The sequence below is a fragment of the Streptomyces sp. RGM 3693 genome, assembly GCF_050471125.1.
Taxonomy (GTDB): Bacteria; Actinomycetota; Actinomycetes; order Streptomycetales; family Streptomycetaceae; genus Streptomyces.
In genome coordinates this window covers 1,192,764-1,213,629 of the sequence record NZ_JBMPPQ010000003.1, presented here as the reverse complement: position 1 = coordinate 1,213,629, position 20,866 = coordinate 1,192,764, and the positions used below count along the sequence as shown (strand labels likewise).

Genomic DNA, 20,866 nt, shown 5'->3' with positions numbered 1-20,866 from the left:
AAAGTTGCGCAACTATGAAAACGTGCGGTGTGTCGGTGCGTTCGGCCTGCCGGAGGGCGAGCTGCGTCGGAACAGCGCCGTCCACAGGAAAGCCTCCCCGAACGAGGAGGACTCCGGCGGTTCGTCCCGCATCCGGCGCAGTTCGACCTCCGTCAGCCCGGCGAAGAGCGTGCGCAGCGCCGTGGGGGTGTAGGCGAGGCCGCCGTGCAGCCCGGCCCCGCGGTAGAGGTCGGCGTCCGGCAGCTCGGAACCCATCGCCCCGGCCGCGAAACAGGTGAGGCCGAAGTGGCCGCCGGGGGCCAACGCCCGGTCGAGGAGGGCGAGATAGCTGATCCGGCGGTGCGGCGGCAGATGGTGGAAGCAGCCGGAATCGTAGATCAGGTCGTACGGGCCGCCCGGCCCGCCGCTCGCGGTGCCGCCCGGGTCGGCGAGGGCGGCGAAGGCGTCACCGCAGTGGAAGCGGATCGCGGCCCCTGCCTCGCGGGCGCGGTCCTCGGCCCAGGAGAGGGCGGTCGGGGAGAGGTCGACGGCATCCACCTCGAAGCCCAGCGCGGCGAGGTGCAGCGCGTTGCGCCCCGGACCGCAGCCCAGATCCAGTGCGCGGCCGACGGTGATCAGCCCGCGGTCCAGGTACTCGACGAGATTCTCGTCCGGCTTCGCCACGAAGAACGGCACCGGACGGTCGCGGTCGGTGTAGAAGCCGTCCCACCAGGCCGCCGCATCCGCCGTCCAGCGGTCGGCCGCCGGCGCGAACAGCCCGTCCAACAGCCGGAGTACGTCCTCCACCGTCCGGATGTTCCGCTCCACCCGCCCGTCGCCGCCGGCCCGCTCCGGCTCCCCGAACCCACCTGCCGCACCCATCCGCCCACCGAGTCCCTTCCGCCCGCCGGGTCCGGTTCCCCGGCGCCGCCCTGCCGGCCGAGGGTACGAGTCACCGCGCCGAACGACCAGGTCGGACCCGTCGGCCGAAGCGCTCCACGGCCCCTCCGACGCGCCCCGCCGAGCCCCGCCGCCCCACTCCGCCAACCACCACCGGAAGCACCGCCCAGCACCCCGCCCCACCCCACCACGGGGCCAATTCCCGCCGCGCCAGGCCCAGTTTCCGAACGGATTTCCGTGCCGCCGCCACGCCAGGAGGGCTCATTCCCCGGTGACCACCTCCACCGACCCGATGTACTCCTGCGTCGCCTCGTCCGGCAGCCGCACCGCCTGCGCCCAGAAGTAGATGGCGAGGCTGAACGCGGCGATGAGCGCGATGTCCCACCACAGCGGAAGGGCGTTGGTCGCACCGCAGGACACCTTCGACGCCGGCCCGGTGCTACAGAAGCCGCCCTGCCAGGAGATCACCCCCATGCCCAGCAGGTACACCGGCAGCCACTGCGCGTGCCGCCAGTCCAGGTGCGGGGCCTTGGGGTTGAGTTTCAGCAGCGCCGAGCCGCCCAGGACCAGATAGCCCAGGACGATCGCCACGCCGAGGCGCCACAGCGTGTCCCAACCGGCCCAGTAGATGATCAAGTTGGCGACGACAAAGGCCACCGGCGCCCAGAAGAGCCCACCGGGCAGGCGGTACGGCCGCGGCCGATCCGGATCCTGCTTCCGCAGACACCCGAAGGCGAGCGGGGCACCGGCGTACATCAGCACGCTCGCCGACGTCACGAAGCCGACCAGTTTCTGCCAGGTGGGGAACGGCAGGAAGACCACGAGCCCGATGACGAAGGCGACCAGCAGACCGAACCACGGCACACCGCGCTTGGTGGTGCGCTCGAACACCATCGGCACGTAGCCGTTGCGGGACAGCCCGTACGAGACCCGGGAGGTGGCCGTCACGTAGATCAGGCCGGTCCCGGACGGCGAGATGACCGCGTCGATGTAGAGGAGCGTCGCCAGCCACCCGAGTCCGATCGAGGTGGCGAGGCCGGCGAACGGCCCCGCCTTGCCGGCGAACGACAGATCGGCCCAGCCGCCGTGCGCGAACGCGCTGTGCGGGAGCGCCCCGATGAACACCGCCTGGAGCGCCACGTACACCAGCACGCCGATGAGGATCGAGCCGATGACCGCCCGCGGGATGTCGTGCGCCGGGTTGCGGCTCTCGCCCGCCAACTGGTCGGCCTGCTCGAAGCCGAGGAGCGCGAAGATGATGCCGCTGGTGCTGATCGCCGAGAGCATGCCCTTGGCGCCGAAGGGCGCGAAGCCCTGGTACCCGAAGTTGCCGGGGTGGAAGGCGGCGGCCCCCATCACGATGATGGTGACGACGGGGACGGCCACCTTCCACCAGGTCGCCACGCTGTTGGTGTGGGCCAGCCATCTGATGCCGAAGAAGTTGACGATCACGAAGAACGCCATGAAGGCGACGGCGAGCCCGTACCCGGCCGGGGTGAGGTGGTTCTTGCCGGTCTGCACCCAGGGGGCGTGCACGCTGAGGTAGTTCAGGGACGCCATCACCTCGATCGGCGCCACGGTGACCGCCTGGAGCCAGGAGAACCAGCCGAAGGACGCACCGGCCGCGCTGCCGAACGCGTAGTGCGGGAAGCGCGCGGTCCCGCCCGCGACCGGGTACATCGCCCCCAGCTCGGCGTGGACGAACGCCAGGATGATGATGGCGACGGCCCCGATGCCCCAGGAGACCAACGCCGCGGTGCCCGCCGCCTGCGCCGCGAACAGCGCCCCGAACAGCCATCCGGATCCGATGATGGACCCCTCCGAGGTCCAGATCAGCCCGATCAGCCCGATGTCTCGTTTCAGACCGGGATTCCGGGGCGCGGTGGGTGCGGGCGGCTTGTGCATCTCCATGGGGCGTGCCCTCGTTCTGCTGCGTCGGGTGCGTCGGGTGACGATCCGCCCACTGGCCTGTGTGGGCGTACGTACCTTTTGCCCCAATACTTCAGGACGGTCGAGAGGAGAACAGGAACGCCGCGCCGGGCGTGCCGCGGCCGGGCGCCGGCGGGGCGTCCCCTGCTCCGCCGGCGCTACGGACGGGCCGGCGAGGTGCGAGGGGGCGACGGTGCCGGAGCGGGGGTGGCGGCGGGGCGGAGCGTGTCGATGCCGGGTGGGGCGACCTCCACGCCGGTCTCGTCGAGGCCGACCGCCCAGGCGATACCGGCGACGCTGGCGGCCAGCGCGAGCGCCAGCCCGAGGGCCCCCAACGGGGCGCACCGGCGTCCGTCCCGTGCGCTGCCGCTCTCCCGCATACCCACCACCCCGCCCTCCGTACGTCCCTCCATGTTCCTTTGCAGGGCGGGGAGTTGACCATCACCCATACGGGGCAGGAGCGCGCCCGCGAGGTCGGGTCACGGTTTGACGGCGTGCAGGACCCGCAGCCCCCGCGGCCCGGTCTCGTCGTGCCGGACCTCCAGACCGGCGGCCCGGCACTGCCCGGCCAGCCACTGCGCCGGTATCCGCAGCTTTGGGTAGCTGCTGGCCTGCAACTCCCAACCCGTCGCCGAGCGGGTGTGCAGCAGATCGTGGACCAGCACGGTGTCCGCATCGACGTATTCGAGGAAGCAGGTGAGCAGCCGGTCGTCCGTGCTGCGGACCGGCACGAAGCGGTCGTCGCCGTGCAGCTCCGCCGTCAGGTCGCGGTAGGTGGCGACGAAGTGGCCGCCGCGGCGCAGCGCGTGCGCGATGTCGCGGAGGAGCCGGGCGACGTCGTCCTTGGTGGGCAGGTGCGGCAGCGTGTCGCCCATGCACACCACGGCCGCCACCGATTCCACGGGCGCCGCCTCGGGAAGGGCGTCGCGGATGTCCCGGTGGAGGGGACGGAGCGCCTCCGGGGCACCCCCGGTCCGCGCGTGTGCCTGGGCGAGTTCGGCGAGCAGGCGCTCGCTGGTGTCCACGGCGATGACGGGCGAGAAGCCGAGGCGGACCAGTGCCAGGGCCTGCGTCCCGGGGCCGCAGCCGAGATCGACGGCGGTGCTGCCGCCGTCCGCACCGCCCGGACCCTCCGGCCCGCCGAACTCCGCATGGACGCCCAGCTTCCGCAACAGTGCGAGCTGGCCCGAGGCGGCGGCGTGCACATCGCCGCCCAGCATCCAGGTGTAGTGCTCGGCGAGTTTTCCGGCCTCTCTTTGAGCTGTACGTGATGTCTGCGGTGCCTGTGACTCATGACGTCCCGGTCTCGTTTTCCTACCGCGATCGGGATGTTCGCCACGTCACATCGAGTCGGTATGGAGGACAAGTGGCACGCAGGCTGCTCATGGGCCAGCTGAGAGTGCAGAAGGTACGACACCGGGACGGACGGTGCTCGTACACGATTCTTGAGCCGGGCGGGGGCGTCCATCCGGCAGCGGACCGGTACCTGGACCAGTACGCGGGGGCGGGCACGGACAAGACGTACGCGTACGTGCTCGTCGATCATCTGCGGTGGATGAAGCAGGAGGGACTGGAGCCGGAGACCGTCGGGTTCCGGGACTTGCAGCGGTACATGGGGGCGGTCGGGGCCCGTGTCCCGATGCCGCTGGGCACGCCGTGGCGCGTCGGCAAGAAGTCGTACGGCAACAGCGCGCTGAAGACGACCGCTTCGTGTCTGAAGGGCTTCTACCTCCACCACGCCGCGCTGGGGGTCAATGCCGCGCTGGCCGAGCAGTTGAATCTGCGCCGGATGCCGACCAAGGCTGACCGGCACCGTTCGCTGCTGGGGCACCTCAAGCGCGACATGCCCGCCAACCCGCTGGCGCCCAAGAGCATCCGGCGTCGGCATCCCAAGATGCTGCCGGAGGGGGCCCGCGAGGTTCTGCTGGACGAGGCCAACTCTGCTCGCGACCGGCTGGTGGTGGAGTGGCTGAGCGACGGAGGCTTTCGCATCGGCGAACTCTGCGGCCTGCACCTGGCGGACCTTCACCTGCGGGACGGGGCGGCCTGCGGAGAGTGCCGCACCCCGCACGCGCACGTCTGCCACCGCGACGGGCTTGCCAACGGTGCCAGGGCGAAGACGAAGTACCCCTGGGAGCTGGAGGACGGCGTCATCCGCGGCGGCCTGATCAAGCGCGTCAGCCCGGCGATGATCCACGCCTACTTCGAGTACATGATGAGTGAGTACCCGCGGGGCGCCGGGCACGGTCAGCTGCTGGTCCAGCAGCACGGCGCGGATCGCGGGATGCCCTGGGCGCCAGAGGGGGCCCGCAAGATGATCGGCCGGGCCGCCGCCCGTGCTGGGCTGGGCAGAGTCCGCCCCCACGCATTTCGCCACACGTTTGCCTCCTCGGTTCTCGATGCGGCGAACGGAAACCTGGTGGTGGCCCGGGACGCCGGCGGCTGGGCCTCGACGGAGGTCGTGGACGAGATCTACGCGCACGTCGACATCCACGATCCGGTCTTCGACGCCGCCTTGCGCACGGTCTGGGGTGAGCACGTATGACCGCCGAGACGCCGCGGCTGCTGCTGCCCGTGGTCGACCAGCACGCCGAGCGCCGCCAGTTCCGGGACCGTCTGGAACTGCTTGAAGCCCTCATCCAGGCGCCGGCGGTCGAAGCGTTCTACCGCGACGAGGTGATCCGTGTCCCGCCCCGCCACGAGGTCTTCGCCTGGCAGTGCGCGGTGGAGGTCTGCTGCACGCCCCGCACGACGACCAAGGATCTGTGCAGCGGTCATCAGATTGACTGGATTCGCGTCCGTCGGGAACAACCCGACCTGAGCCGCTTCGCCTACGCGCGGACTGCTGGCCCGCTGCACTCCACAGAGTCCACGTCGGAGCCGCGCAACTGCCGGATCTGTCCGGATCGGCCGGTGACCAACATGCTGCGGCAGCTGTGTCAACGCCACGTCGGCCGGTGGAAGTTCGCCCGGACCACCGCCCCGGAGCTGGACTTCGACGCCTGGCTCCTCGGGGAGGTGCCCTACGCCGCCTACGGCCAGTGCCTCGCGGCGGTCTGCCTGTCCTGGGCCCGGGGCCCGTTGGGGCTGTGCTTGACCCACGAGCAGCAGTACGCGGCTGACGGCCGGCCCGGCCAGGCGATACTGCCGCACCAGTGGTTCAGCCACGAGCAGGTCGGAAGCCCGGTCCCGGTGTTCTACGGCGACGAGGCAGCCTTCCGTTCCTGGGGCTCGCGGGTGAAGGCGGCCACCCGGGCGGGTCAGATCAACCTGCGCGGCCTTCCGCCGCTGGTCCAGGCCGAGGTCCGCTGGGGGATGATCGCGCACGCTCAGCGTTCGCAGCACACCGAGTGGCCGCTGAAATGGCTGCAGCGCATCGTGGATGCCGCCCGCGCCGAACGCGTCACATCGCTGTTCGACGAGAGCCTGGCCATCTCCCACCCGGCCCAGCGCGGCCAGCTGGTGCTGCAGGAGATGCGGCGTCACCTTCAGCTCGTCTACTTCACCCGCGCTGACAGCAGGGAACTGGGCTACATCGACACCGAGCATTTCGGGGTCCGCTTCCGGCACCGCCTGAGTCACTTCGACCTGACCCAGGTCTCCCAGCGGTGGCTGCGTGACCTGCTCTGGGACCACCTTGCCGCCCGGCTGGACGACCCGGCCGGCTCGCGCAGCAACACCCCCTTCGACGCCTGCCGCCGGGCCTGCGTCGAGCTGAGCGCGTTCCTGGAGATCGCCGCGCCGGAGGGCGGACACGACCCCCGGCTGCTGGGCGAGGAACACATGAAGCGGTTCGTCGCCGATCATCGCAATCGCGCCCGGGAGGGGCTGCCGCACCTGGGCGTCTGCCATCCCACCAAGGGGAAGCCCGGCAAGGTCACCGATGTCTCGCTGCGGTTCGTGTTCAACTACGGGCGGCTTGTCCTTCGAGAGGCCCTGGACAACGGGGATGCCGAACGCGTCGGCCTGTCCCGGGGCTTCATCACCGCTTTGCCCCACGGCGGCGGGAATGGAGTGGCCGAGCGCCAGCGCAGCCCGTTCAGCGACGACGTCGCGCAGGCCCTGGCCGACGAGGCCAATCTGCAGCAGCTGGCCGACGACTACGACCCCCGTGATCGCGGAGTACGCGACATCTGGGAAACCCTGGTCTTCAGCGGGCGTCGCTGCGGGGAAGTGCTGGAGCTGCGGCTGGAGTGCGTCGGCCGCTACGGCAGCCTTCCCCTGCTCTGGCACGATCAGACGAAGGTCGGCAACTACGACGAGGCCATCCGGATCCCCGAACGCATCTACCAGCGGCTCCGCGAGCGCCAGCGGATCACGCTCGGCAGGTTCGAGGACCGCCACGGCCGCCCGCCCACCCCCGCTGAGCGCAAGCATCTCGCCCTGTTCCCCAGCCACGTCCGCAACCTCCGGGCAACGCGGGCGATCTCCTACACCTTCTTCCATTCCGGCTTCGCCCAGTGGATCGAACAGCTCGACCTCGGCTCATGCGTCCCGCACCAGGCTCGCCACACGCTGGCGACCAACCTGCTGCGGCACGGCGCCGGGCTCCACCACATCCGCAAGTACCTCGGCCAGGTGTCGGTACGGATGGCCGAGCACTACGCGAAGGTCGCCAGCTCCGAGATCGAGGACGTCCTCCAGCACGTCTGGGTGGCCGGCCCCGGCGCCCCCGCACCCGGCAAGCTGCTCGCGTCGCCCAGCGACGGCATGAGCCGGACGGAGGCGGAAGCCCTGGCCGTGGACCTCTCGCGCCGTTCCACCCCGGCCGAGGGCGGGTTCTGCACCTTCCAGCCCGTCGTCGACGGCGGTGAGTGCCCGTGGAAGCTCAACTGCGAGGGCTGCGACAAGTTCGTCATGTCGGGCGCCGACCTCCTCTACTGGCGGCGCAAGCGCGAGCAGTGGAGATCCATCGCCGAGCGGGCCCCGGACGACGCGACCGCCGACTACCTGCACCAGGTCTTCGAGCCCACCGACCGGGCCATCGACGGCCTGGAGAAGGCCCTGGCCGGCCTCGGCCTGCTCGACCAGGCCCTCGCCCTGGACCTGCGACGGCCCCAGGACTACTTCGGCCGCGTCTGGAGCACCGCGTTCAGGGCCACGGACCTGGCCGCCGCCGGCGGCGACGCGCTCGACGACGACTGGTCCGAGGAGGAGTCGTGACGACCACAGTGCCCGCGGCCCGCACCGCGAACGCCCTGGAGGCCCGGCGCCGCAAGACCCAGGCCGGGCTGAAGCGGATCCAGGCCGCCCTGGAACGGCTGGCCGGGACGAAGACACCCATCACGATGGCCGCCGTCGCCCGGCACGCGGATGTCTCGCGCACGTTCCTCTATGAGCACGCCGAGGCCCGAACTCTCGTCGCGGAAGCGATCAGCCGGGCCGCCGGCCGCCGCGTTCAGGACCGCCAGGCCGAACACGAGGCGATCGAGGTGGCCTGGCGCGAACGCGCGCTGAACACGGAGGAAGCCCTCAAGGCCGCCCACGACGAGATCCGCGCGCAACGCGAGCAGATCGGTGACCTCCTCGGCCAGGTCAAGGACCTGCAAACGCAGTGGAGCGAGGAGGACATCGTCCGCCTCACCACCGACAACGCCAACCTCACCCGCCGCACCCGCCGGCTGACGGCGGAGAACAAGTCGCTGACCGACAAGCTGGCCGCCGCTCGCGACAACGTCCGCTTCGCCGACAAACGCATCGCCGACCTCGAAGCCCAACTCATCGAACTGGAGCAGTCGTGACCTCTCCCACCCGCCGCCAGCTGGCCGAAAGCCTGATCCGCAACGGGTCCACTCTGGATACAACCCGCCGCGAGTTGGGCCACGTTCCCACCAAGGTGACCTCCCAGTACGCCGACCACCGGCCGGCCGAGGCCGCGTCCGATGACGCCGGCACCTCTGCCCCCAGCCAGGAGACGGCCGAGCAGGGCAGCCAGGACGAGGAGACGCAGTGACATCCGGGCCCCGATCAGACCGCGGCATCCGTCGCAGCAAATCCTCCGCAGACGCTGGAGCAGGAAGGACGACCTCGAAGGCCGTCGCCTGCGCGGTCTTTCTGGACCGCGAGCAAGTCGCCTCTCTCGGCCGACTTCTGCGGGAGATCGAGCAGTTCTTCGACGCCTGCGACGACACCGTCGGCGACGCCGCGGACGCACACTTCGGCATCGCACCCAGTGCCGAGTCGATCAGCGCTGCGCTGTCACTCCACGTCGACGCCCTCGACGCCGCACTCGGCACCCACGAAACGGCGGCCCTTTCATGACCAGCTCCTGCCGGGGCACCACGACCGCCCCGCCGCCGACGCCCGGCCACCGTCGACTTCGTCACTCGATCGAGCGGCGCACCGCCCGCGGCACTCCACATCCCGGACATGTTCGCTATGTTATTTCCCAGGTCACAGGCCCCTCCGCAGCTCCGTCAGCCGGAAAACTGGCGCAGACGCGCGTAGTGCTCCACGGCAGCGGTCATTGCGGATTCCCTTCGGATAGCGGGTGCGTGCTTCCCACCGCCGACTCGCCGGTGCGCACCCAGGCCGCGAGATCGGCGAGGTAGACGTTGGCCATCGAGGCTTCCAGGGCCCCGCCGAGCGCCGTCCGGTACGTGGGAGTCGCCTCCGCGTACCGCTGCCGGCCTGCCTCGGTGACGCTGGCGGCCACCGCGCGTCCGTCACCGGGGGTGGCGGCCCGCCGGGCGAGGCCCTGGGACTCCAGGCGGCCGATCAGGCGGGTGACCGTGCTGTCCTTCAGCCCGATCCGGTCGGCCAGTTCGCCCATGCGCAGCGCTGGCCCGCTGTCCGGCCGGCTGAGCGCGCACAGTGCCCGGTAGTCCGACAGGGGCAGGCCGTGCCGGCGTTGGAGGGTGGCGTCGAGCTGCTTCTCTACCCGGCCCAGCAACCGCACCGCCATGCACCAGCGTTCGTCCTCCGCGTCGCCGGCGGGCGCGGCGTAGGCGCCGTCTGACATCGACTCGAACCCGTTCACGGCGCCAACCTAACTGCTTGCTCAAGCAATTACCAGAATGGGCGGGCGAACGCCGGGCCTACTCCGGCTGCCCCAGAACGACCCCACGCCCGGCGTACACCCGGTCCAGCGCCTGCCAGTCGACGTGCGCGAACTCCTGGGAACGGCCGGGGAGTCCGGAGGGATTGTGGATCACCACGTGGTCCGGGGTGACGCCGACAGCCAGGACCAGGTGCCCGCCCCGCTGCGGCGGCTCGGGGTCGGCGTCCCGGACGGCGGGGTGGACGGAGAGCAGTACGAGCCGACCGGCGCCGATCAGCGCGGGGAGCTCCGTCCGGGGAAGCGCAGGCCGGGACTCGGCGATCAGGCCCCAACGACGTTCCACATAGGCGGCGAACGGTGCGTAGATCAGGCCGTCCAGGCCGTCCGTACGGCGCACGTAGGCACCCGCGTCCAGGCACTCGGTGGCCAGGTGCATGGCGGGGGGAGCGGACTGCCGCCAGAATTCCAGCGCCATCCGCAGACAGGCCATCCCGCACAGGCGCCAGGACCACCAGGCGTATTCCTCCGGGCTCTCGGCCCCGTATTCCGGCCAGCGGGGATCGGCTGCGGCCGACATGGTGCCGGCCAGGATCGCGGGGACGAGATCGGGCGAGGCCCACTGGGAGTGGTACGGGACGGGGTGGATGACAGTGGTGTCGATGGTCATGGTGCAGAGTACCGACGAGGAATCGCGTCGAATTCAGGAGGGGACGACGTGTCCCGCAGCATGCCGAAGCCCACGAACCCGACCGACCGGGCCGAGCCCCCGCACGCGTCCCGGCCCGCGCCCCAGACACGACCGGCGGACCTGGCGGGACTCATCGACGAACTCACCCGGTCCGGCGCCCGGCTCGACGCGACCCTGTCCGAACTGGGCGACGCGGAGGTGCGCGCACCGTCCCGGCTCCCCGGCTGGAACCGCGGCCAGGTCCTCGCCCACGTGGCGTGCAGCGCCGAGGCGTACACATGGCTGCTGGCCGTCGCCCGTAACGGAGTTGGGCCCGGTCCCCGGCTCGGGCGCGAGGCGTTGGCGCGGGCGGTGGCGGAGGCGGCGGTGCGCCCGGCGGACGCACTGGCCGCCGAGCTCCGGTCCGCCCTCGCGCGGCTGGTCGCGGACGCCCGCGCGATGCCCGCCGAGGCGTGGGACACGCGGGTCACCGCCCTGGCGGGCTGGGCCCATCCCGCCTGGTACACGCTCTACCGGTGCTGGCGCGAACTGGAGACCCACCACGTCGACCTCGACGCCGGATACCGCACGGCCCACTGGCCCGCCGCCTACGTCACATGGGCACTGGACGGCACCCTGGCCGCGCTGGCCGCACGGGACTTCCCGGTTGCCCGGGTCGAGGCCGTTGACCTGGGGCGGACCTGGCACGTGGCGCGGTCGGCCGGCCCGGCGGTCGCCGCCCCCGGCCACGTCCTGTTGGGATGGCTCAGCGGCCGGGCCACGGACACCACGGTCGTGGTGACCGGTGCTGGGCCGGGCGGTCCGTCGGCGGGGGAGCCCACCGCGGAGGGCGCCGCCGCGGGGGTGGCGATGCCCGTCGGGCGGTTGCCGGTCCCGCCGGTGTGGCCGCTGCCGCCGGCGCCGGGCTGGGACGACGCCGGGGATCCGGTCGCCTGAACGGGGCGGGCGGCCACGGCTCTTCCCCCGCGGCACCCGTCCCCTTAGCAGCCCCGCGGCACCCGTCCCCTTAGTAGCCGTCCGGTGGCACCCGTCCCCGTTGCCCCCGTCATCCGGCGCGCGGCGGTTCCCAGACCGAGCAGTCGTGGGCGAAGTACACCCGGCGCGGATCGAACGCGGCGAGCCGGTCCAGCCAGGGGCGGTAGCCGGGGAGCGGCGACGCGATGCCGTCCAGGGTGGCTCGGCGGGCCAGGTGGTCGGAGGCGTAGTGGGACGCGAAGTCATGAGCCTGACCGGCCAACACCACCGTGCCGCCGGGGCGGTGGAGGACCAGCGACTGGTGCCCGTCGGTGTGGCCCGGTGTCGGCACGATCCAGACGCCCGGCCAGACCTCGGCCTCGCCGGCGAGCTCCTCGTAGCGCGCCCCGGGGAAGTCGATCAGCTCGTCGATGGTGTAGCCACCCCGCCGCGCGGTGGCCAGCTCCACGTCCTGCACCAGGACCGGCTTCCCGGCCAGTAGGGGGTTGCCGCCGCAGTGGTCGAAGTGCAGATGGCAGTTGACGACGAGTGAGATGTCGGCGAGGGACGCGCCGGCATCGGCCAGCGCGGCCTGGAGCGGGCGGCGTTCGGGGCGGTAGTGCGCCTCGGTCTCCGGGTCGGCGGCGCCGATGCCGGTGTCGAAGAGGAGCAGACCCCGGTCGTGCTCCACCAGGTAGGCCAGCGCGGGCTCCACCCGGGGCTCCGGGCCGCCGGTCTCCGACGCCGGCCGGATGAAGTAACCCAGGTCGAGCCGGTGCACCGCCGAATGCGCTGAGGTCGTCTGCATCCCCCCATGATTGCCGGACCGGCCGGCCGTCGGCAGCCATTTCCCGGCGGCCACCGCCGACCCCACGGCCAACGGTGGCCGCGCCCGCACCACCGGCGCACTGGCGCCCGCTCCACCGCATCCGGCCCACCGGCGCCCAGCCGGCCGGGGGCTCCGTCAGATCGTCCCGACGCACATCACATCGAGCCGGTGCGCCGCCGGAGCGACGATCGCCAACTCCGGGCGCCACACGGTGAGGATCTGCGCGGACGGCGTGAACAGCGGCCCGGGCAGCGCCGTGGGGGAGTGCCACTCCCAGCGGCTGATGTGCTGCGGTTCCGCGACGTGCGGCGTCCCCCCGAAGCGGGTGACGAGGGACGCCATCGTGATGCGGTTCAGACCGTGGACGTCGTCGTGCAGCATCGCGAAGACCCGCACGTCGTCCGGCTCGGTGCGCAGACCGGTCTCCTCGCGGAGCTCCCGGGCCGCGGCGGACCGCACGCCCTCGCCCGGATCGACCTTGCCGCCGGGCAACTCCCAGGTCCCCGCGCGATGCAGACCGAGCAGGACCCGCCCGTCCGCGTCCAGCACGATGACGCCGACCCCGAACACCGCCTGTGCCTGCGGCGGTCGGTCCCCCCGCTGTCGGCTGGTCACCGCACCCGTACCCATGCCCGTTCCGCTGCCCATCCCGTCCCTTTCTCGGTTCTTCAGCGACCTGCCCCGTCACCGGGACGGCAACACTTTCCCGCACATTCACCCACAGGAGTGGGTCACATCCCTCGTTCCGGCCGAACCCGGCGCGCACAGCGGCCACAATGCGCGCATGACCGATGACTGGAAGCGACAGATCGATCGACTCCACCAGGACTTGCTGCGGCGCGACGACCCGGCCGAGTGGGTCGCCGAGGTGGATGCCGTGGACGCGTCCCGTCGCTATCCGGACCTGGCGCTCCGCGGCCCGGTCTTCGGTCTAGCCGTCCTCGACCCCGCGGGCACCGCGGATGCTACGGATGCCGCAGATGCCGCGCAGAAACCCGAACGCGGGCCGGAATGGCGCCTGTTGAAACCCGTCACGGACGGCACGCCGCAGGACACCCGGGACACACTCAACTCCCACCTGTGGTTCAAGGCCAAGGACGACACCGACGATCCCGTCGTGCGGCGCGAACTGCTTGGCGCGGTCGCGCGGTTGGAACGCGAACCACTCGACGAACTGACGGTCTGCGACGCCCGCTACCGGATCGTCCGCGGCGACGAGTTCGCCCGCACCGGCCAGGCCGGTCTGGAACCACCCCGGCCCACCGACCTCGAACCGGTCGACCGCACCTGGGACGGCCGGAGCGACACCACCCCGTCGCCGGACCGGGACTTCGCCCTCGTCCCCGGCCGCGAGACCAGCCCCATGGCCGCCGCCATGAAAGTCGCGCTTCAGGGCTTCGCCTACTCCGGGGCGCGTTTCCCCACCGCCGTCCGCGAAGAGTCCGAACGCGCCCGCACGGCTTACCCCGACGTCGTCCTGCTGCCCGTCGGCTTCGGCGTGGCCGAACGCCGCTTCGGAGGCTGGCAACCGAGGGGAGCACTGATGCCGACCCCGCACGAAGCCCGGCGGCTGCTGGTCGACGCCATGGTCGAATTCTGGCCCGAGCTGTACAAGTTCGGCGACGCGGAACGGAAGCGCTACGCGCAGGCCGCCGAGGAATTCAAGGCCGCAGGCCGCGCCAATGAGGTGCGGGTGGGCGACAAGGCGTTCCAGATCTGCCGCATCGAACGGATGGTCCGGACCGGCCCCGACGGCCCGGAGCCGCCCCGCCCGTCGGACGTCGACGACTACGGCCCGACGAAGATCCACCCGACCATGGACGAGGACGGCACGCTCCACTACGACAGCTGACCGCCGGCGCCCCGGCCTGGTGCGGGCCCCGCCGCTCAGCCGAGACCGCGGCGGGCCCGCTCGGCGTCTATGAGTTCGTCGGTCAGCTCCTCCGGGTCCACCGTGAACTCCAGCTCGTCGAGGGCGTCATAGTCGGTCACGCCGAGCGGCAGACCGAACTCGGCGAGCTGGGCGGACAGCAGCGCGAACGCCCGCCGTTCATCGGGATCGTCATGGTATTCGGCCTGGTCAGCGGCGCATGCCTCGGCAAGGGTGCGGCCGGCCATGCTCCAGTAGGTGAACTCGGTGTCGAGCTCGATGAGGGGCGTGGGGCCGTCCGCCGGCTCGTCGGGGTGGTGCCAGTAGCCGATCCAGCCCTTGCCGCCCTCGGCGACGAGTTTGACGTACCGGGCCATCTGCGCGGCCGCGGCGTTCACGGCCTGCATCTCGGGGTCGGCGCGTTCCTGTTCGCTGAGGTAGCTGGTGTCGAGGAGCGGGTGAAGCTGCCCGGCTTCGAGAAAGGCGAGGTCCAGCAGATCACTTATCTCGGTGCGGCCGCCCCACTCAGCCAACAGCATCGCGCGCAAGTCGTCCGGGATCGGACGGCCGTCCAGTCGCTCGCGGGAGAACTCGGCGAGCCGCTCTTCGAACATGGTCCCTCGTCACTGTCGAAACCGAAGCAGGATGCTGAGACGACTCTACGGGCGGCCACTGACAACCGGACTTGCCGCCTCCCACAACTCATACGTGGAGGAATGCGGTTCAGCTCCATGCCGGGGCATCAGCAGCCACCCGAACCGCCGCGTCAGGGCTGGGCGGGGCCGTTCAGCCGTTGTCCCGGCAAATCCGCCAGGCGGTCCGCTCAGCCATTTCCTCACCGACGGTGCGGGCCTCGTCGTGGAGGAACCGGTGCCCGAACTCGGGATCGTCGCGACGCGCGTGGAACAGGGCGTTGGCCCGGCACGCCTCGGCCAGCTCGGCGTCGGTCACCGGATGGGCCGGCCACCGGTAGTAGGGCTGGCGGGCCAGCCCGAGCACCCGGCACGTCACCGCCACCGGCACCCGCACGGGGCATCGGCGGCGGCCAGCTCACGGACGAGCGGGTACATCATTTTGCCGGGAGGTTCGCCTGCGACAAGTAGGCCGCTGACGCAGCGGAACAGGCCGCCAACGAGGCCCGTGCGGCAGCCAATCGAGCCGACGCGGACGCCACCGCCGCTGAAGAGGCAGCCAAGGACGCTCAGAAGCACGCGGAGTCCGCTCAGCAGGCAGCCGAACAGACCGAGCGCGGGGACGCGAACAAGCAGGTCTCAACGGGCGCCGGAACCGGCGTCGGCCGTCTGCATGCAGCCGCGCTCACCACTGCGCACCAAGCGCCACATCGCTTCCAGCCAGGTCGTCTTCGCCTCCGGTGGCGTGGGGTACCGGCCCTGGCCCAGCATCATCACCCCGCGGCAGCGCCACACCCTGGCCTCGGTGGGGGTGGGCTGACCTCGCTGGGACATGCCGGTGCGCTCACCACACCGGGCGGAACGGGACGGGCTGATCACCGTAGACGTGGTCGATGTAGGCGCGCAGGTCCCGGTCGAGTGCGGCGAGGCGGTCGGGGCCGATGACCTCGGCGAACCGCTGTTCCACCTCCGCCCACAGCTGGTCGGCCAGGCGCACGTACTCGCGGCCCCGCTCGGTGAGGGTGAGCGACTGGGCCCGCTTGTCGAGGGGGTGGGGCTGGCGTTGGACGTAGTTCCAGTCCTGGAGCTCGGCGACGGCCTTGGAGGCGGCCTGCTTGGTGATGCCCAGATGGGCAGCGAGATCGACGGTGGTGGCGCCCGGGTGGCCGGCGAGATAGCGGAAGGTGTAGCCGTGCGCGGGACGTAGTGGTTCGCGTCCGAGTTCGGCCAGGCGGCTGTGGAAGTCGTCGGTCATCGCCCGGTTCGTGATGGCCAGCAGCAGGGGCACCTGCCCCGGGCGGCGCTCGGCGAGATCGGGGTTGGTCGGCATGGCCTCTCCTTCAATTGGTCAACCAGGTTGACGTGTCTCTGTGTGCGGCATATCGTCAAATGGTCAAGTGGGTTGACTGTATCGCCTGGAGGAGCACCATGCCCCTGTCCCCCCTCGCCGGTGCGCCGGTCTTCGACCGCGACGGCTTCACCTTCCGTCCACTCGCCGTGCCCTCCCGGGGCAGCACCGAACTGGCCGTCTGGTCACTGGAATTGGCACCGGGTGCACGGAGCGAACCGCACCACATGGACCGCGAAGAGGTCTTCGTCGTCCTCGACGGAGAAGTGTCGGCCAGCATCGCGGGCGAGGAGGTGCTCGCCGGGCCGGGCGACGCCGTCATCGTCCCCGCCAACACCGTCCTGCGGCTGCGCAACGCCTCCGCGCAGGCCCCGGCGGCGGTCACGGCGGTGACCTCGGCCGGCATGAAGGCGACCGTCGGCGGTGCCACCTTCCCGCCGCCGTGGGCCCAATGAGCCAAATCCTCCACGGTGGGCACGCCACCGCGAATCCGTCCAGCAGAAAGGTCCGCTCATGGATGACGTCACCGAGGTGTCACAGCTGATCCTGCACGAGCGCCGAAGCCGCGATCGGGGCTGGTGGTCGCACATGCGGGAGTGCCTCGCAGTCGACGCGGCCGTCCGCCTCAGCTGGTTTCGCGGCAGCGGCGCCGACTTCGTGGCCGCGTCGCGGGAGATGGCCGCCCGCGGTGACGGTGCGGCCCACACCCTCGGCCCGCCCGCCGTGGACGTTCTCGGCGCGAGGGCCGTGGTGGAGGTGGCCGCCGCCATCCACATGCGCAGCGAGCTCGACGGCGTGGAAGTGGACCTCACCTCACATACACGGCTCCTCTACCGCGCCGAGCGGCGCACCGGCCGCTGGGTGATCGTCTCCCTGGATCCCATCTATGAGCGGGACAACCTGCTCCCCAGCGTGCCAGGAACACACCTGGACATCGACCCGGACGCCCTGGCCCGGGCGCGGCCCACCTACCGGATGCTCACCCACCTGCTTAACGCCAGGGGCTACCCCATCGCCGATGACCTCTACGGCGACGACCGCCCCGCACCGGTCCAACGGCTCTACCGATCCCTTTTCGACTGGCTCGGCCCCAGGGCTGATCTGTCGCCCGCGACCGCCGCCAGGGGGCATCAGGAGGAACCTAGCCCTGCGCAATCGGTGACGGGCCAGCAAGGTGATCCAGTGCGGGAGAACTTCTCCCCATGGCCGGACCAAGCCGAGCGTGAGGAGTGCGAGTGCCTCGCTGATCACACTGAGGGTGATCGGCAGGCCACACCCCAGCGGTGACGCCCAGGGCTACGTAGCCGGCCTCGGTGTATCCGACCCAGTGACCGGTTTCCAGCAGCGGCGCCATGGTCTTTTGCGCAAGATCGTCCGCTGAACCAGAGGCTTCACATTGGTCACCTATGTTTCCACGCTCGACGTCCCGCGCCACGTCGTCGAGTTCCTCGCCCGTCTACTGGCCGCACAACGGCGGCGGATCGGCACACCGAAGGGCTCCCGAGCACTGGGCCCCTATCGGCAGGCCGTGCTCGTCCTGCGCTGGTTCCGCGAGCGCGGCTGCGTGCACTGCCTGGCCCGCGACGCGGGCGTCTCCCAAGCCACCGGGTACCGCTACCTGCACGAGGACATCGACGCCCTTGCCGACCAGGCCCCCGACCTGCACGACGTCCTGAGCCGCTGCCAACGCGAGGGCATGACCCATGTGATCCTCGACGGCACGCTGATTGAATCCGACCGGCTCGCGGGCCTCCGGGACAACGGCAACGACCTGTGGTTCAGCCAGAATCACAAGGCATTCGGCGGCAACATCCAGTTCCTGTCAGCCCCGGACGGCACCCCGCTGTGGGTCTCCGACGTCGAGCCCGGCTCCACACCCGACATTACCGCCGCCTGCCTCCACGCCCTGCCCGCCCTTTACATGGCAGCAGCCGACGGCCTGCCGACCCTCGCGGACAAGGGCTACATCGGCGCTGGCATCGGCATCCTCATCCCCGTACGGCGCCCAAAGGGCAAGTCGGAGCAGGCACTTCACGTCGACACCCGCATGTTCAACAACCTGCTGCGACATGTCAGAGCCCTCGGCGAGCGCACCGCCGCCGAGCTCAAGCAGCGAAGGCGCACCCTGCAGTACGTCACGCTCAGCCCCAGCCGGATCGGCGACATCGCCCGCACCGCACTCGTCCTCAACGGAATCTGGAAATAACACCTTTGAGAAAACCTCATTGAGCAGTCATTCCGAGGACGCCGCGTTCGTCACGCCGACCGACATGTGTGTTGCATTCCAGCGACGACTTTGTGATGTAGATAACCACTCTTGAGGGGGTGAAGCGGTCTCGATCACGCGCCGTTTCTTCCACGGTGATCTCCGGTGCCTGTTCAGCACACACAGGCGACTCGGTCGACGCTTGCTGGTCGCGGCGACTTGGGAAGGCGGTTTGGTCTTTATGGCCTCGCGAGCGAGACGGTAGTGGTCAGCCTCACGAATCAGCTCGCGGTAACGCAGCTGATGGATCTCGATGTCCATCCTCGCTCCTCCTCATGCCGGGTGCTTCAGCCCCGATCCACCGGTCGGTGATCGAGGCGGGCGGGGGCCGGGAACGAGGAAGTGCCTTGTGACCTGCGATGATGGGAGTTCTTGAGGCTTCCACCACGCACGATCGACAAGGCACTTCCGGGATGCGATCTTCTCACAGCACGGCGAGGGTTTCCGCACGGTTCGATGATCCGAATCTGGTCGCGTACGGTGGGCTGGCCCCGGTGGTGCGCCTGGCGGAGCGGTGCGGGTTGCCTCGGCTGGCCGGGCAGTTGATCCGGCTGCCGAAGAACCGGGACGGCACCGGTGCGTTCGCCGCGGCGAAGCTGATGACGCTGATCGCCGGGATGGTGGCCGGGGCGGACAGCATCGATGACATGGACCGGTTGCGGCACGGTGCGATGGGGAAGCTCTTCGGCGGGGTGCGTGCGCCCTCGACGCTGGGCAGCTTCCTGCGGTCCTTCACTCACGGGCATGTGAAGCAACTGCACGCGGTGGCACGGCGGTTCCTGCCCGAACTGGCCGCGCACACCCCGCTGCTGCTCGGCATCGACACGGTGGCCTACGTCGACCTGGACGACACCATCAAGCGCACCTACGGCTACGCGAAGCAGGGCACCGGTTACGGCTACAACAAGGTCAAGGGGCTCAACGCGCTGCTGGCAGTAGTCTCCACGCCGATGGCCGCCCCGGTGATCGCGGCCAGCAGGCTGCGCAAGGGCGCGACCAACTCGGTGCGTGGTGCGGCTTCGTTCGCCGCTGAGGCGATCCGCGCTGCGAGGGCCTGCGGCGCCGGTGGTCTGGTGGTACTGCGGGCGGATTCCGCGTTCTACGCCGCCGAGGTGATCGCCGCCTGCCGGTCCCTGGGCGCGAAGTTCTCCATCACGGTGCGGATGAACGCCTCCGTCAAGAAGGCGATCGCGACGATCGACGAGGACGCCTGGAGGCCGATCAAGTACCCGAAGGCGGTGTGGGACCAGGAGGAGCAGTGCTGGATCTCGGACGCCGAGATCGCTGAGGTCACCTACACCGCGTTCACCTCGAAACCGAAGAAGCAGCAGGTCACCGCCCGTCTCATCGTCCGCCGTGTCAAGCGCCTCAACCCGGACGCGGCCCCGCAGGGCCAGGGTGAGCTGTTCACGCTCTACCGCTACCACGCCGCGTTTACCGACTCCCCGCTGCCGCTTGTGGAGGCCGAAGCCGATCACCGGCGGCACGCTGTCGTCGAGCAGGTGATCGCCGATGTCAAGGGCGGGCCGTTCGCGCACGCACCCTCCGGCGACTTCCAGGCGAACGCCGCCTGGCTGGCGCTGGCCGCCTGCGCCTTCAACCTGACCCGCGCCGCGGGCACCCTGGCCGGCACCTTCCACGCCAAGGCGACCACCACCACCCTGCGCGACCACCTGATCAACGCCCCGGCCCGGCTGGCGCGTTCAGCCCGCAAGCTGACGCTGCACCTGCCCGAACACTGGCCCTGGAAGGAGGCGTTCGACAATCTCTTCGCCGCCGTGCACGCCCCACCCCAAGCGGCCTGACGCCCCATCCGACCCGCCCGCGAGGGCCCGACACCTGTGGACATGTGGAAAAGCTGGGCAGACCAGCGGACACCCCACACCCTCCACCGGATCAACCAACCTCAAGGACCCGAACCCACCGAAACGATCACTCCGGAATCAAGCCGGTGGATCGGGGTTCAGCCGGCCCGCTGATGCTGTGGCTTCCCCCAGGGACAAGGTCAACCAGCGGCCGTGTCTGGTCGCAAAGGGAGCAAGTCTTCGACGGCCGAAGGGCCTGATCACGGTGATGTGGGCTTCTCAACTGCACGATCCAATGACCGTCGCTGACGGCCGGGCGGAGCGGAGCCGGGCGACGCGGCTCGCGCCAGCGGTCGTCTGCCGAAGATGGACGATCTCCTCGTACTGTGCAGCGAGCCGGGCCAGGGCCTCGGTGCGGAAGTCCGAGAGGTCGTCGATGCTCTGCTCCGCCTGGGCGAGCCGTTCCTTGAGCTTGCCGTTCTCCGTCTTGAGGCGTGCGATCTGGGCTTCGCGGGGGCCGGGGATCTCCCCGGCCTGCTGCAGGGCGTGATGACGCCGCTCGAACTCGGCATGGAGGCGGGCATAAGGGCGGGTTCCGTAGAACGCCGTGCGGCCGCTGCCCGATGCCCGCTGCCCGATGGCTGCTGGCAAACGCTGCCGGAGCGG

25 protein-coding genes are annotated in these 20,866 nt (G+C 70.6%); 11 read left to right on the top strand and 14 right to left on the bottom strand.

What is annotated here, in order from left to right; translation table 11 throughout:
• Nucleotides 1–12: 12 nt before the first annotated feature.
• The 4 genes from ACO0M4_RS33715 to ACO0M4_RS33700 all read right to left on the bottom strand — a co-directional run bounded on the left by ACO0M4_RS33715 (nucleotide 13) and on the right by ACO0M4_RS33700 (nucleotide 4,028).
• Nucleotides 13–807, bottom strand: coding sequence for a class I SAM-dependent methyltransferase (locus ACO0M4_RS33715; protein WP_430375352.1), 795 nt, complete (start codon nucleotides 805–807; stop codon nucleotides 13–15).
• A 333-nt stretch (nucleotides 808–1,140) separates the two neighbouring features.
• Nucleotides 1,141–2,790 carry an APC family permease gene (locus ACO0M4_RS33710; protein ID WP_430374869.1) on the bottom strand — a complete coding sequence of 550 codons (1,650 nt, stop codon included), beginning with the start codon at nucleotides 2,788–2,790 and terminating at the stop codon, nucleotides 1,141–1,143.
• Between the two features lie 176 nt (nucleotides 2,791–2,966).
• Entirely contained in the window at nucleotides 2,967–3,221 is a 255-nt protein-coding gene (locus tag ACO0M4_RS33705) for a hypothetical protein (RefSeq protein ID WP_430374868.1), read from the bottom strand.
• A 66-nt stretch (nucleotides 3,222–3,287) separates the two neighbouring features.
• Nucleotides 3,288–4,028 carry a class I SAM-dependent methyltransferase gene (locus ACO0M4_RS33700; protein ID WP_430374867.1) on the bottom strand — a complete coding sequence of 247 codons (741 nt, stop codon included), beginning with the start codon at nucleotides 4,026–4,028 and terminating at the stop codon, nucleotides 3,288–3,290.
• Nucleotides 4,029–4,174: 146 nt separating this feature from the next.
• Here ACO0M4_RS33700 and ACO0M4_RS33695 point away from each other — a divergent pair, with 146 nt between their 5' ends.
• From ACO0M4_RS33695 to ACO0M4_RS33675, 5 genes are read left to right on the top strand one after another with little or no spacing between them, the layout of a single operon-like run.
• Nucleotides 4,175–5,353 carry a tyrosine-type recombinase/integrase gene (locus ACO0M4_RS33695; protein ID WP_430368565.1) on the top strand — a complete coding sequence of 393 codons (1,179 nt, stop codon included), beginning with the start codon at nucleotides 4,175–4,177 and terminating at the stop codon, nucleotides 5,351–5,353.
• Nucleotides 5,350–7,971 (top strand): tyrosine-type recombinase/integrase, encoded by a 2,622-nt coding sequence (locus ACO0M4_RS33690; RefSeq protein ID WP_430368566.1) that lies wholly within the window; start codon nucleotides 5,350–5,352, stop codon nucleotides 7,969–7,971. Before ACO0M4_RS33695 ends, ACO0M4_RS33690 begins: the two co-directional genes overlap by 4 nt.
• Nucleotides 7,968–8,549, top strand: coding sequence for a DUF6262 family protein (locus ACO0M4_RS33685; protein ID WP_430368567.1), 582 nt, complete (start codon nucleotides 7,968–7,970; stop codon nucleotides 8,547–8,549). Before ACO0M4_RS33690 ends, ACO0M4_RS33685 begins: the two co-directional genes overlap by 4 nt.
• Entirely contained in the window at nucleotides 8,546–8,761 is a 216-nt protein-coding gene (locus ACO0M4_RS33680; RefSeq protein ID WP_430368568.1) for a hypothetical protein, read from the top strand. Before ACO0M4_RS33685 ends, ACO0M4_RS33680 begins: the two co-directional genes overlap by 4 nt.
• Entirely contained in the window at nucleotides 8,758–9,069 is a 312-nt protein-coding gene (locus ACO0M4_RS33675) for a hypothetical protein (protein ID WP_430368569.1), read from the top strand. The genes ACO0M4_RS33680 and ACO0M4_RS33675 overlap by 4 nt, the downstream gene beginning before the upstream one ends.
• Nucleotides 9,070–9,271: 202 nt before the next feature.
• On the opposite strand, the gene ACO0M4_RS33670 is transcribed toward ACO0M4_RS33675, so the two are convergent.
• Both ACO0M4_RS33670 and ACO0M4_RS33665 read right to left on the bottom strand, forming a co-directional pair.
• Nucleotides 9,272–9,787 (bottom strand): MarR family winged helix-turn-helix transcriptional regulator, encoded by a 516-nt coding sequence (locus ACO0M4_RS33670; RefSeq protein ID WP_430374866.1) that lies wholly within the window; start codon nucleotides 9,785–9,787, stop codon nucleotides 9,272–9,274.
• Nucleotides 9,788–9,845: 58 nt separating this feature from the next.
• Nucleotides 9,846–10,475 (bottom strand): C39 family peptidase, encoded by a 630-nt coding sequence (locus tag ACO0M4_RS33665; RefSeq protein WP_430374865.1) that lies wholly within the window; start codon nucleotides 10,473–10,475, stop codon nucleotides 9,846–9,848.
• A 48-nt stretch (nucleotides 10,476–10,523) separates the two neighbouring features.
• Here ACO0M4_RS33665 and ACO0M4_RS33660 point away from each other — a divergent pair, with 48 nt between their 5' ends.
• The gene (locus ACO0M4_RS33660) at nucleotides 10,524–11,432 is read left to right on the top strand and encodes a maleylpyruvate isomerase family mycothiol-dependent enzyme (protein ID WP_430374864.1); all 909 of its coding nucleotides are present in this window, start codon (nucleotides 10,524–10,526) and stop codon (nucleotides 11,430–11,432) included.
• 109 nt (nucleotides 11,433–11,541) lie between these two features.
• On the opposite strand, the gene ACO0M4_RS33655 is transcribed toward ACO0M4_RS33660, so the two are convergent.
• Both ACO0M4_RS33655 and ACO0M4_RS33650 read right to left on the bottom strand, forming a co-directional pair.
• Nucleotides 11,542–12,258, bottom strand: coding sequence for an N-acyl homoserine lactonase family protein (locus tag ACO0M4_RS33655; protein WP_430374863.1), 717 nt, complete (start codon nucleotides 12,256–12,258; stop codon nucleotides 11,542–11,544).
• Nucleotides 12,259–12,414: 156 nt separating this feature from the next.
• Nucleotides 12,415–12,909, bottom strand: a complete 495-nt coding sequence (locus ACO0M4_RS33650) for a nucleotide triphosphate diphosphatase NUDT15 (protein WP_430375351.1) — start codon at nucleotides 12,907–12,909, stop codon at nucleotides 12,415–12,417.
• A gap of 154 nt (nucleotides 12,910–13,063) precedes the next feature.
• Here ACO0M4_RS33650 and ACO0M4_RS33645 point away from each other — a divergent pair, with 154 nt between their 5' ends.
• Entirely contained in the window at nucleotides 13,064–14,131 is a 1,068-nt protein-coding gene (locus ACO0M4_RS33645) for a DUF5954 family protein (RefSeq protein WP_430374862.1), read from the top strand.
• A 35-nt stretch (nucleotides 14,132–14,166) separates the two neighbouring features.
• On the opposite strand, the gene ACO0M4_RS33640 is transcribed toward ACO0M4_RS33645, so the two are convergent.
• From ACO0M4_RS33640 to ACO0M4_RS33625, 4 genes are all read right to left on the bottom strand, one after another.
• Entirely contained in the window at nucleotides 14,167–14,763 is a 597-nt protein-coding gene (locus ACO0M4_RS33640; RefSeq protein ID WP_430374861.1) for a hypothetical protein, read from the bottom strand.
• A 172-nt stretch (nucleotides 14,764–14,935) separates the two neighbouring features.
• Nucleotides 14,936–15,178, bottom strand: coding sequence for a hypothetical protein (locus ACO0M4_RS33635; RefSeq protein ID WP_430374860.1), 243 nt, complete (start codon nucleotides 15,176–15,178; stop codon nucleotides 14,936–14,938).
• Nucleotides 15,179–15,420: 242 nt separating this feature from the next.
• Nucleotides 15,421–15,615 (bottom strand): hypothetical protein, encoded by a 195-nt coding sequence (locus tag ACO0M4_RS33630; protein ID WP_430374859.1) that lies wholly within the window; start codon nucleotides 15,613–15,615, stop codon nucleotides 15,421–15,423.
• A 10-nt stretch (nucleotides 15,616–15,625) separates the two neighbouring features.
• On the bottom strand, nucleotides 15,626–16,111 hold the full coding sequence (locus ACO0M4_RS33625) for a MarR family winged helix-turn-helix transcriptional regulator (protein ID WP_430374858.1): 486 nt from the start codon (nucleotides 16,109–16,111) through the stop codon (nucleotides 15,626–15,628).
• A gap of 98 nt (nucleotides 16,112–16,209) precedes the next feature.
• Here ACO0M4_RS33625 and ACO0M4_RS33620 point away from each other — a divergent pair, with 98 nt between their 5' ends.
• The 3 genes from ACO0M4_RS33620 to ACO0M4_RS33610 all read left to right on the top strand — a co-directional run bounded on the left by ACO0M4_RS33620 (nucleotide 16,210) and on the right by ACO0M4_RS33610 (nucleotide 18,335).
• On the top strand, nucleotides 16,210–16,584 hold the full coding sequence (locus ACO0M4_RS33620) for a cupin domain-containing protein (protein ID WP_430374857.1): 375 nt from the start codon (nucleotides 16,210–16,212) through the stop codon (nucleotides 16,582–16,584).
• A gap of 58 nt (nucleotides 16,585–16,642) precedes the next feature.
• Nucleotides 16,643–17,416 (top strand): nuclear transport factor 2 family protein, encoded by a 774-nt coding sequence (locus ACO0M4_RS33615; RefSeq protein WP_430374856.1) that lies wholly within the window; start codon nucleotides 16,643–16,645, stop codon nucleotides 17,414–17,416.
• Nucleotides 17,417–17,525: 109 nt separating this feature from the next.
• The gene (locus tag ACO0M4_RS33610) at nucleotides 17,526–18,335 is read left to right on the top strand and encodes a transposase family protein (protein WP_430374855.1); all 810 of its coding nucleotides are present in this window, start codon (nucleotides 17,526–17,528) and stop codon (nucleotides 18,333–18,335) included.
• A gap of 27 nt (nucleotides 18,336–18,362) precedes the next feature.
• Here the strand turns inward: ACO0M4_RS33610 and ACO0M4_RS33605 are convergent, their stop codons facing one another.
• The gene (locus ACO0M4_RS33605) at nucleotides 18,363–18,656 is read right to left on the bottom strand and encodes a hypothetical protein (RefSeq protein ID WP_430374854.1); all 294 of its coding nucleotides are present in this window, start codon (nucleotides 18,654–18,656) and stop codon (nucleotides 18,363–18,365) included.
• A 152-nt stretch (nucleotides 18,657–18,808) separates the two neighbouring features.
• On the opposite strand from ACO0M4_RS33605, the gene ACO0M4_RS33600 reads away from it, so the two are divergent.
• On the top strand, nucleotides 18,809–20,200 hold the full coding sequence (locus ACO0M4_RS33600; protein WP_430371067.1) for an IS1380 family transposase: 1,392 nt from the start codon (nucleotides 18,809–18,811) through the stop codon (nucleotides 20,198–20,200).
• Nucleotides 20,201–20,479: 279 nt separating this feature from the next.
• On the opposite strand, the gene ACO0M4_RS33595 is transcribed toward ACO0M4_RS33600, so the two are convergent.
• Entirely contained in the window at nucleotides 20,480–20,851 is a 372-nt protein-coding gene (locus ACO0M4_RS33595) for a hypothetical protein (protein ID WP_430374853.1), read from the bottom strand.
• Nucleotides 20,852–20,866: the final 15 nt, after the last annotated feature.

Coding starts and splice junctions, on each gene's coding strand:
- ACO0M4_RS33630 (WP_430374859.1), bottom strand. CDS start 15,615: ATGTCCCAGCGAGGTCAGCCCACCCCCACCGAGGCCAGGGTGTGGCGC.
- ACO0M4_RS33615 (WP_430374856.1), top strand. CDS start 16,643: ATGGATGACGTCACCGAGGTGTCACAGCTGATCCTGCACGAGCGCCGA.
- ACO0M4_RS33640 (WP_430374861.1), bottom strand. CDS start 14,763: ATGTTCGAAGAGCGGCTCGCCGAGTTCTCCCGCGAGCGACTGGACGGC.
- ACO0M4_RS33665 (WP_430374865.1), bottom strand. CDS start 10,475: ATGACCATCGACACCACTGTCATCCACCCCGTCCCGTACCACTCCCAG.
- ACO0M4_RS33710 (WP_430374869.1), bottom strand. CDS start 2,790: ATGGAGATGCACAAGCCGCCCGCACCCACCGCGCCCCGGAATCCCGGT.
- ACO0M4_RS33600 (WP_430371067.1), top strand. CDS start 18,809: ATGCGATCTTCTCACAGCACGGCGAGGGTTTCCGCACGGTTCGATGAT.
- ACO0M4_RS33650 (WP_430375351.1), bottom strand. CDS start 12,909: ATGGGTACGGGTGCGGTGACCAGCCGACAGCGGGGGGACCGACCGCCG.
- ACO0M4_RS33605 (WP_430374854.1), bottom strand. CDS start 18,656: ATGGACATCGAGATCCATCAGCTGCGTTACCGCGAGCTGATTCGTGAG.
- ACO0M4_RS33655 (WP_430374863.1), bottom strand. CDS start 12,258: ATGCAGACGACCTCAGCGCATTCGGCGGTGCACCGGCTCGACCTGGGT.
- ACO0M4_RS33700 (WP_430374867.1), bottom strand. CDS start 4,028: ATGCTGGGCGGCGATGTGCACGCCGCCGCCTCGGGCCAGCTCGCACTG.
- ACO0M4_RS33625 (WP_430374858.1), bottom strand. CDS start 16,111: ATGCCGACCAACCCCGATCTCGCCGAGCGCCGCCCGGGGCAGGTGCCC.
- ACO0M4_RS33705 (WP_430374868.1), bottom strand. CDS start 3,221: ATGGAGGGACGTACGGAGGGCGGGGTGGTGGGTATGCGGGAGAGCGGC.
- ACO0M4_RS33645 (WP_430374862.1), top strand. CDS start 13,064: ATGACCGATGACTGGAAGCGACAGATCGATCGACTCCACCAGGACTTG.
- ACO0M4_RS33620 (WP_430374857.1), top strand. CDS start 16,210: ATGCCCCTGTCCCCCCTCGCCGGTGCGCCGGTCTTCGACCGCGACGGC.
- ACO0M4_RS33690 (WP_430368566.1), top strand. CDS start 5,350: ATGACCGCCGAGACGCCGCGGCTGCTGCTGCCCGTGGTCGACCAGCAC.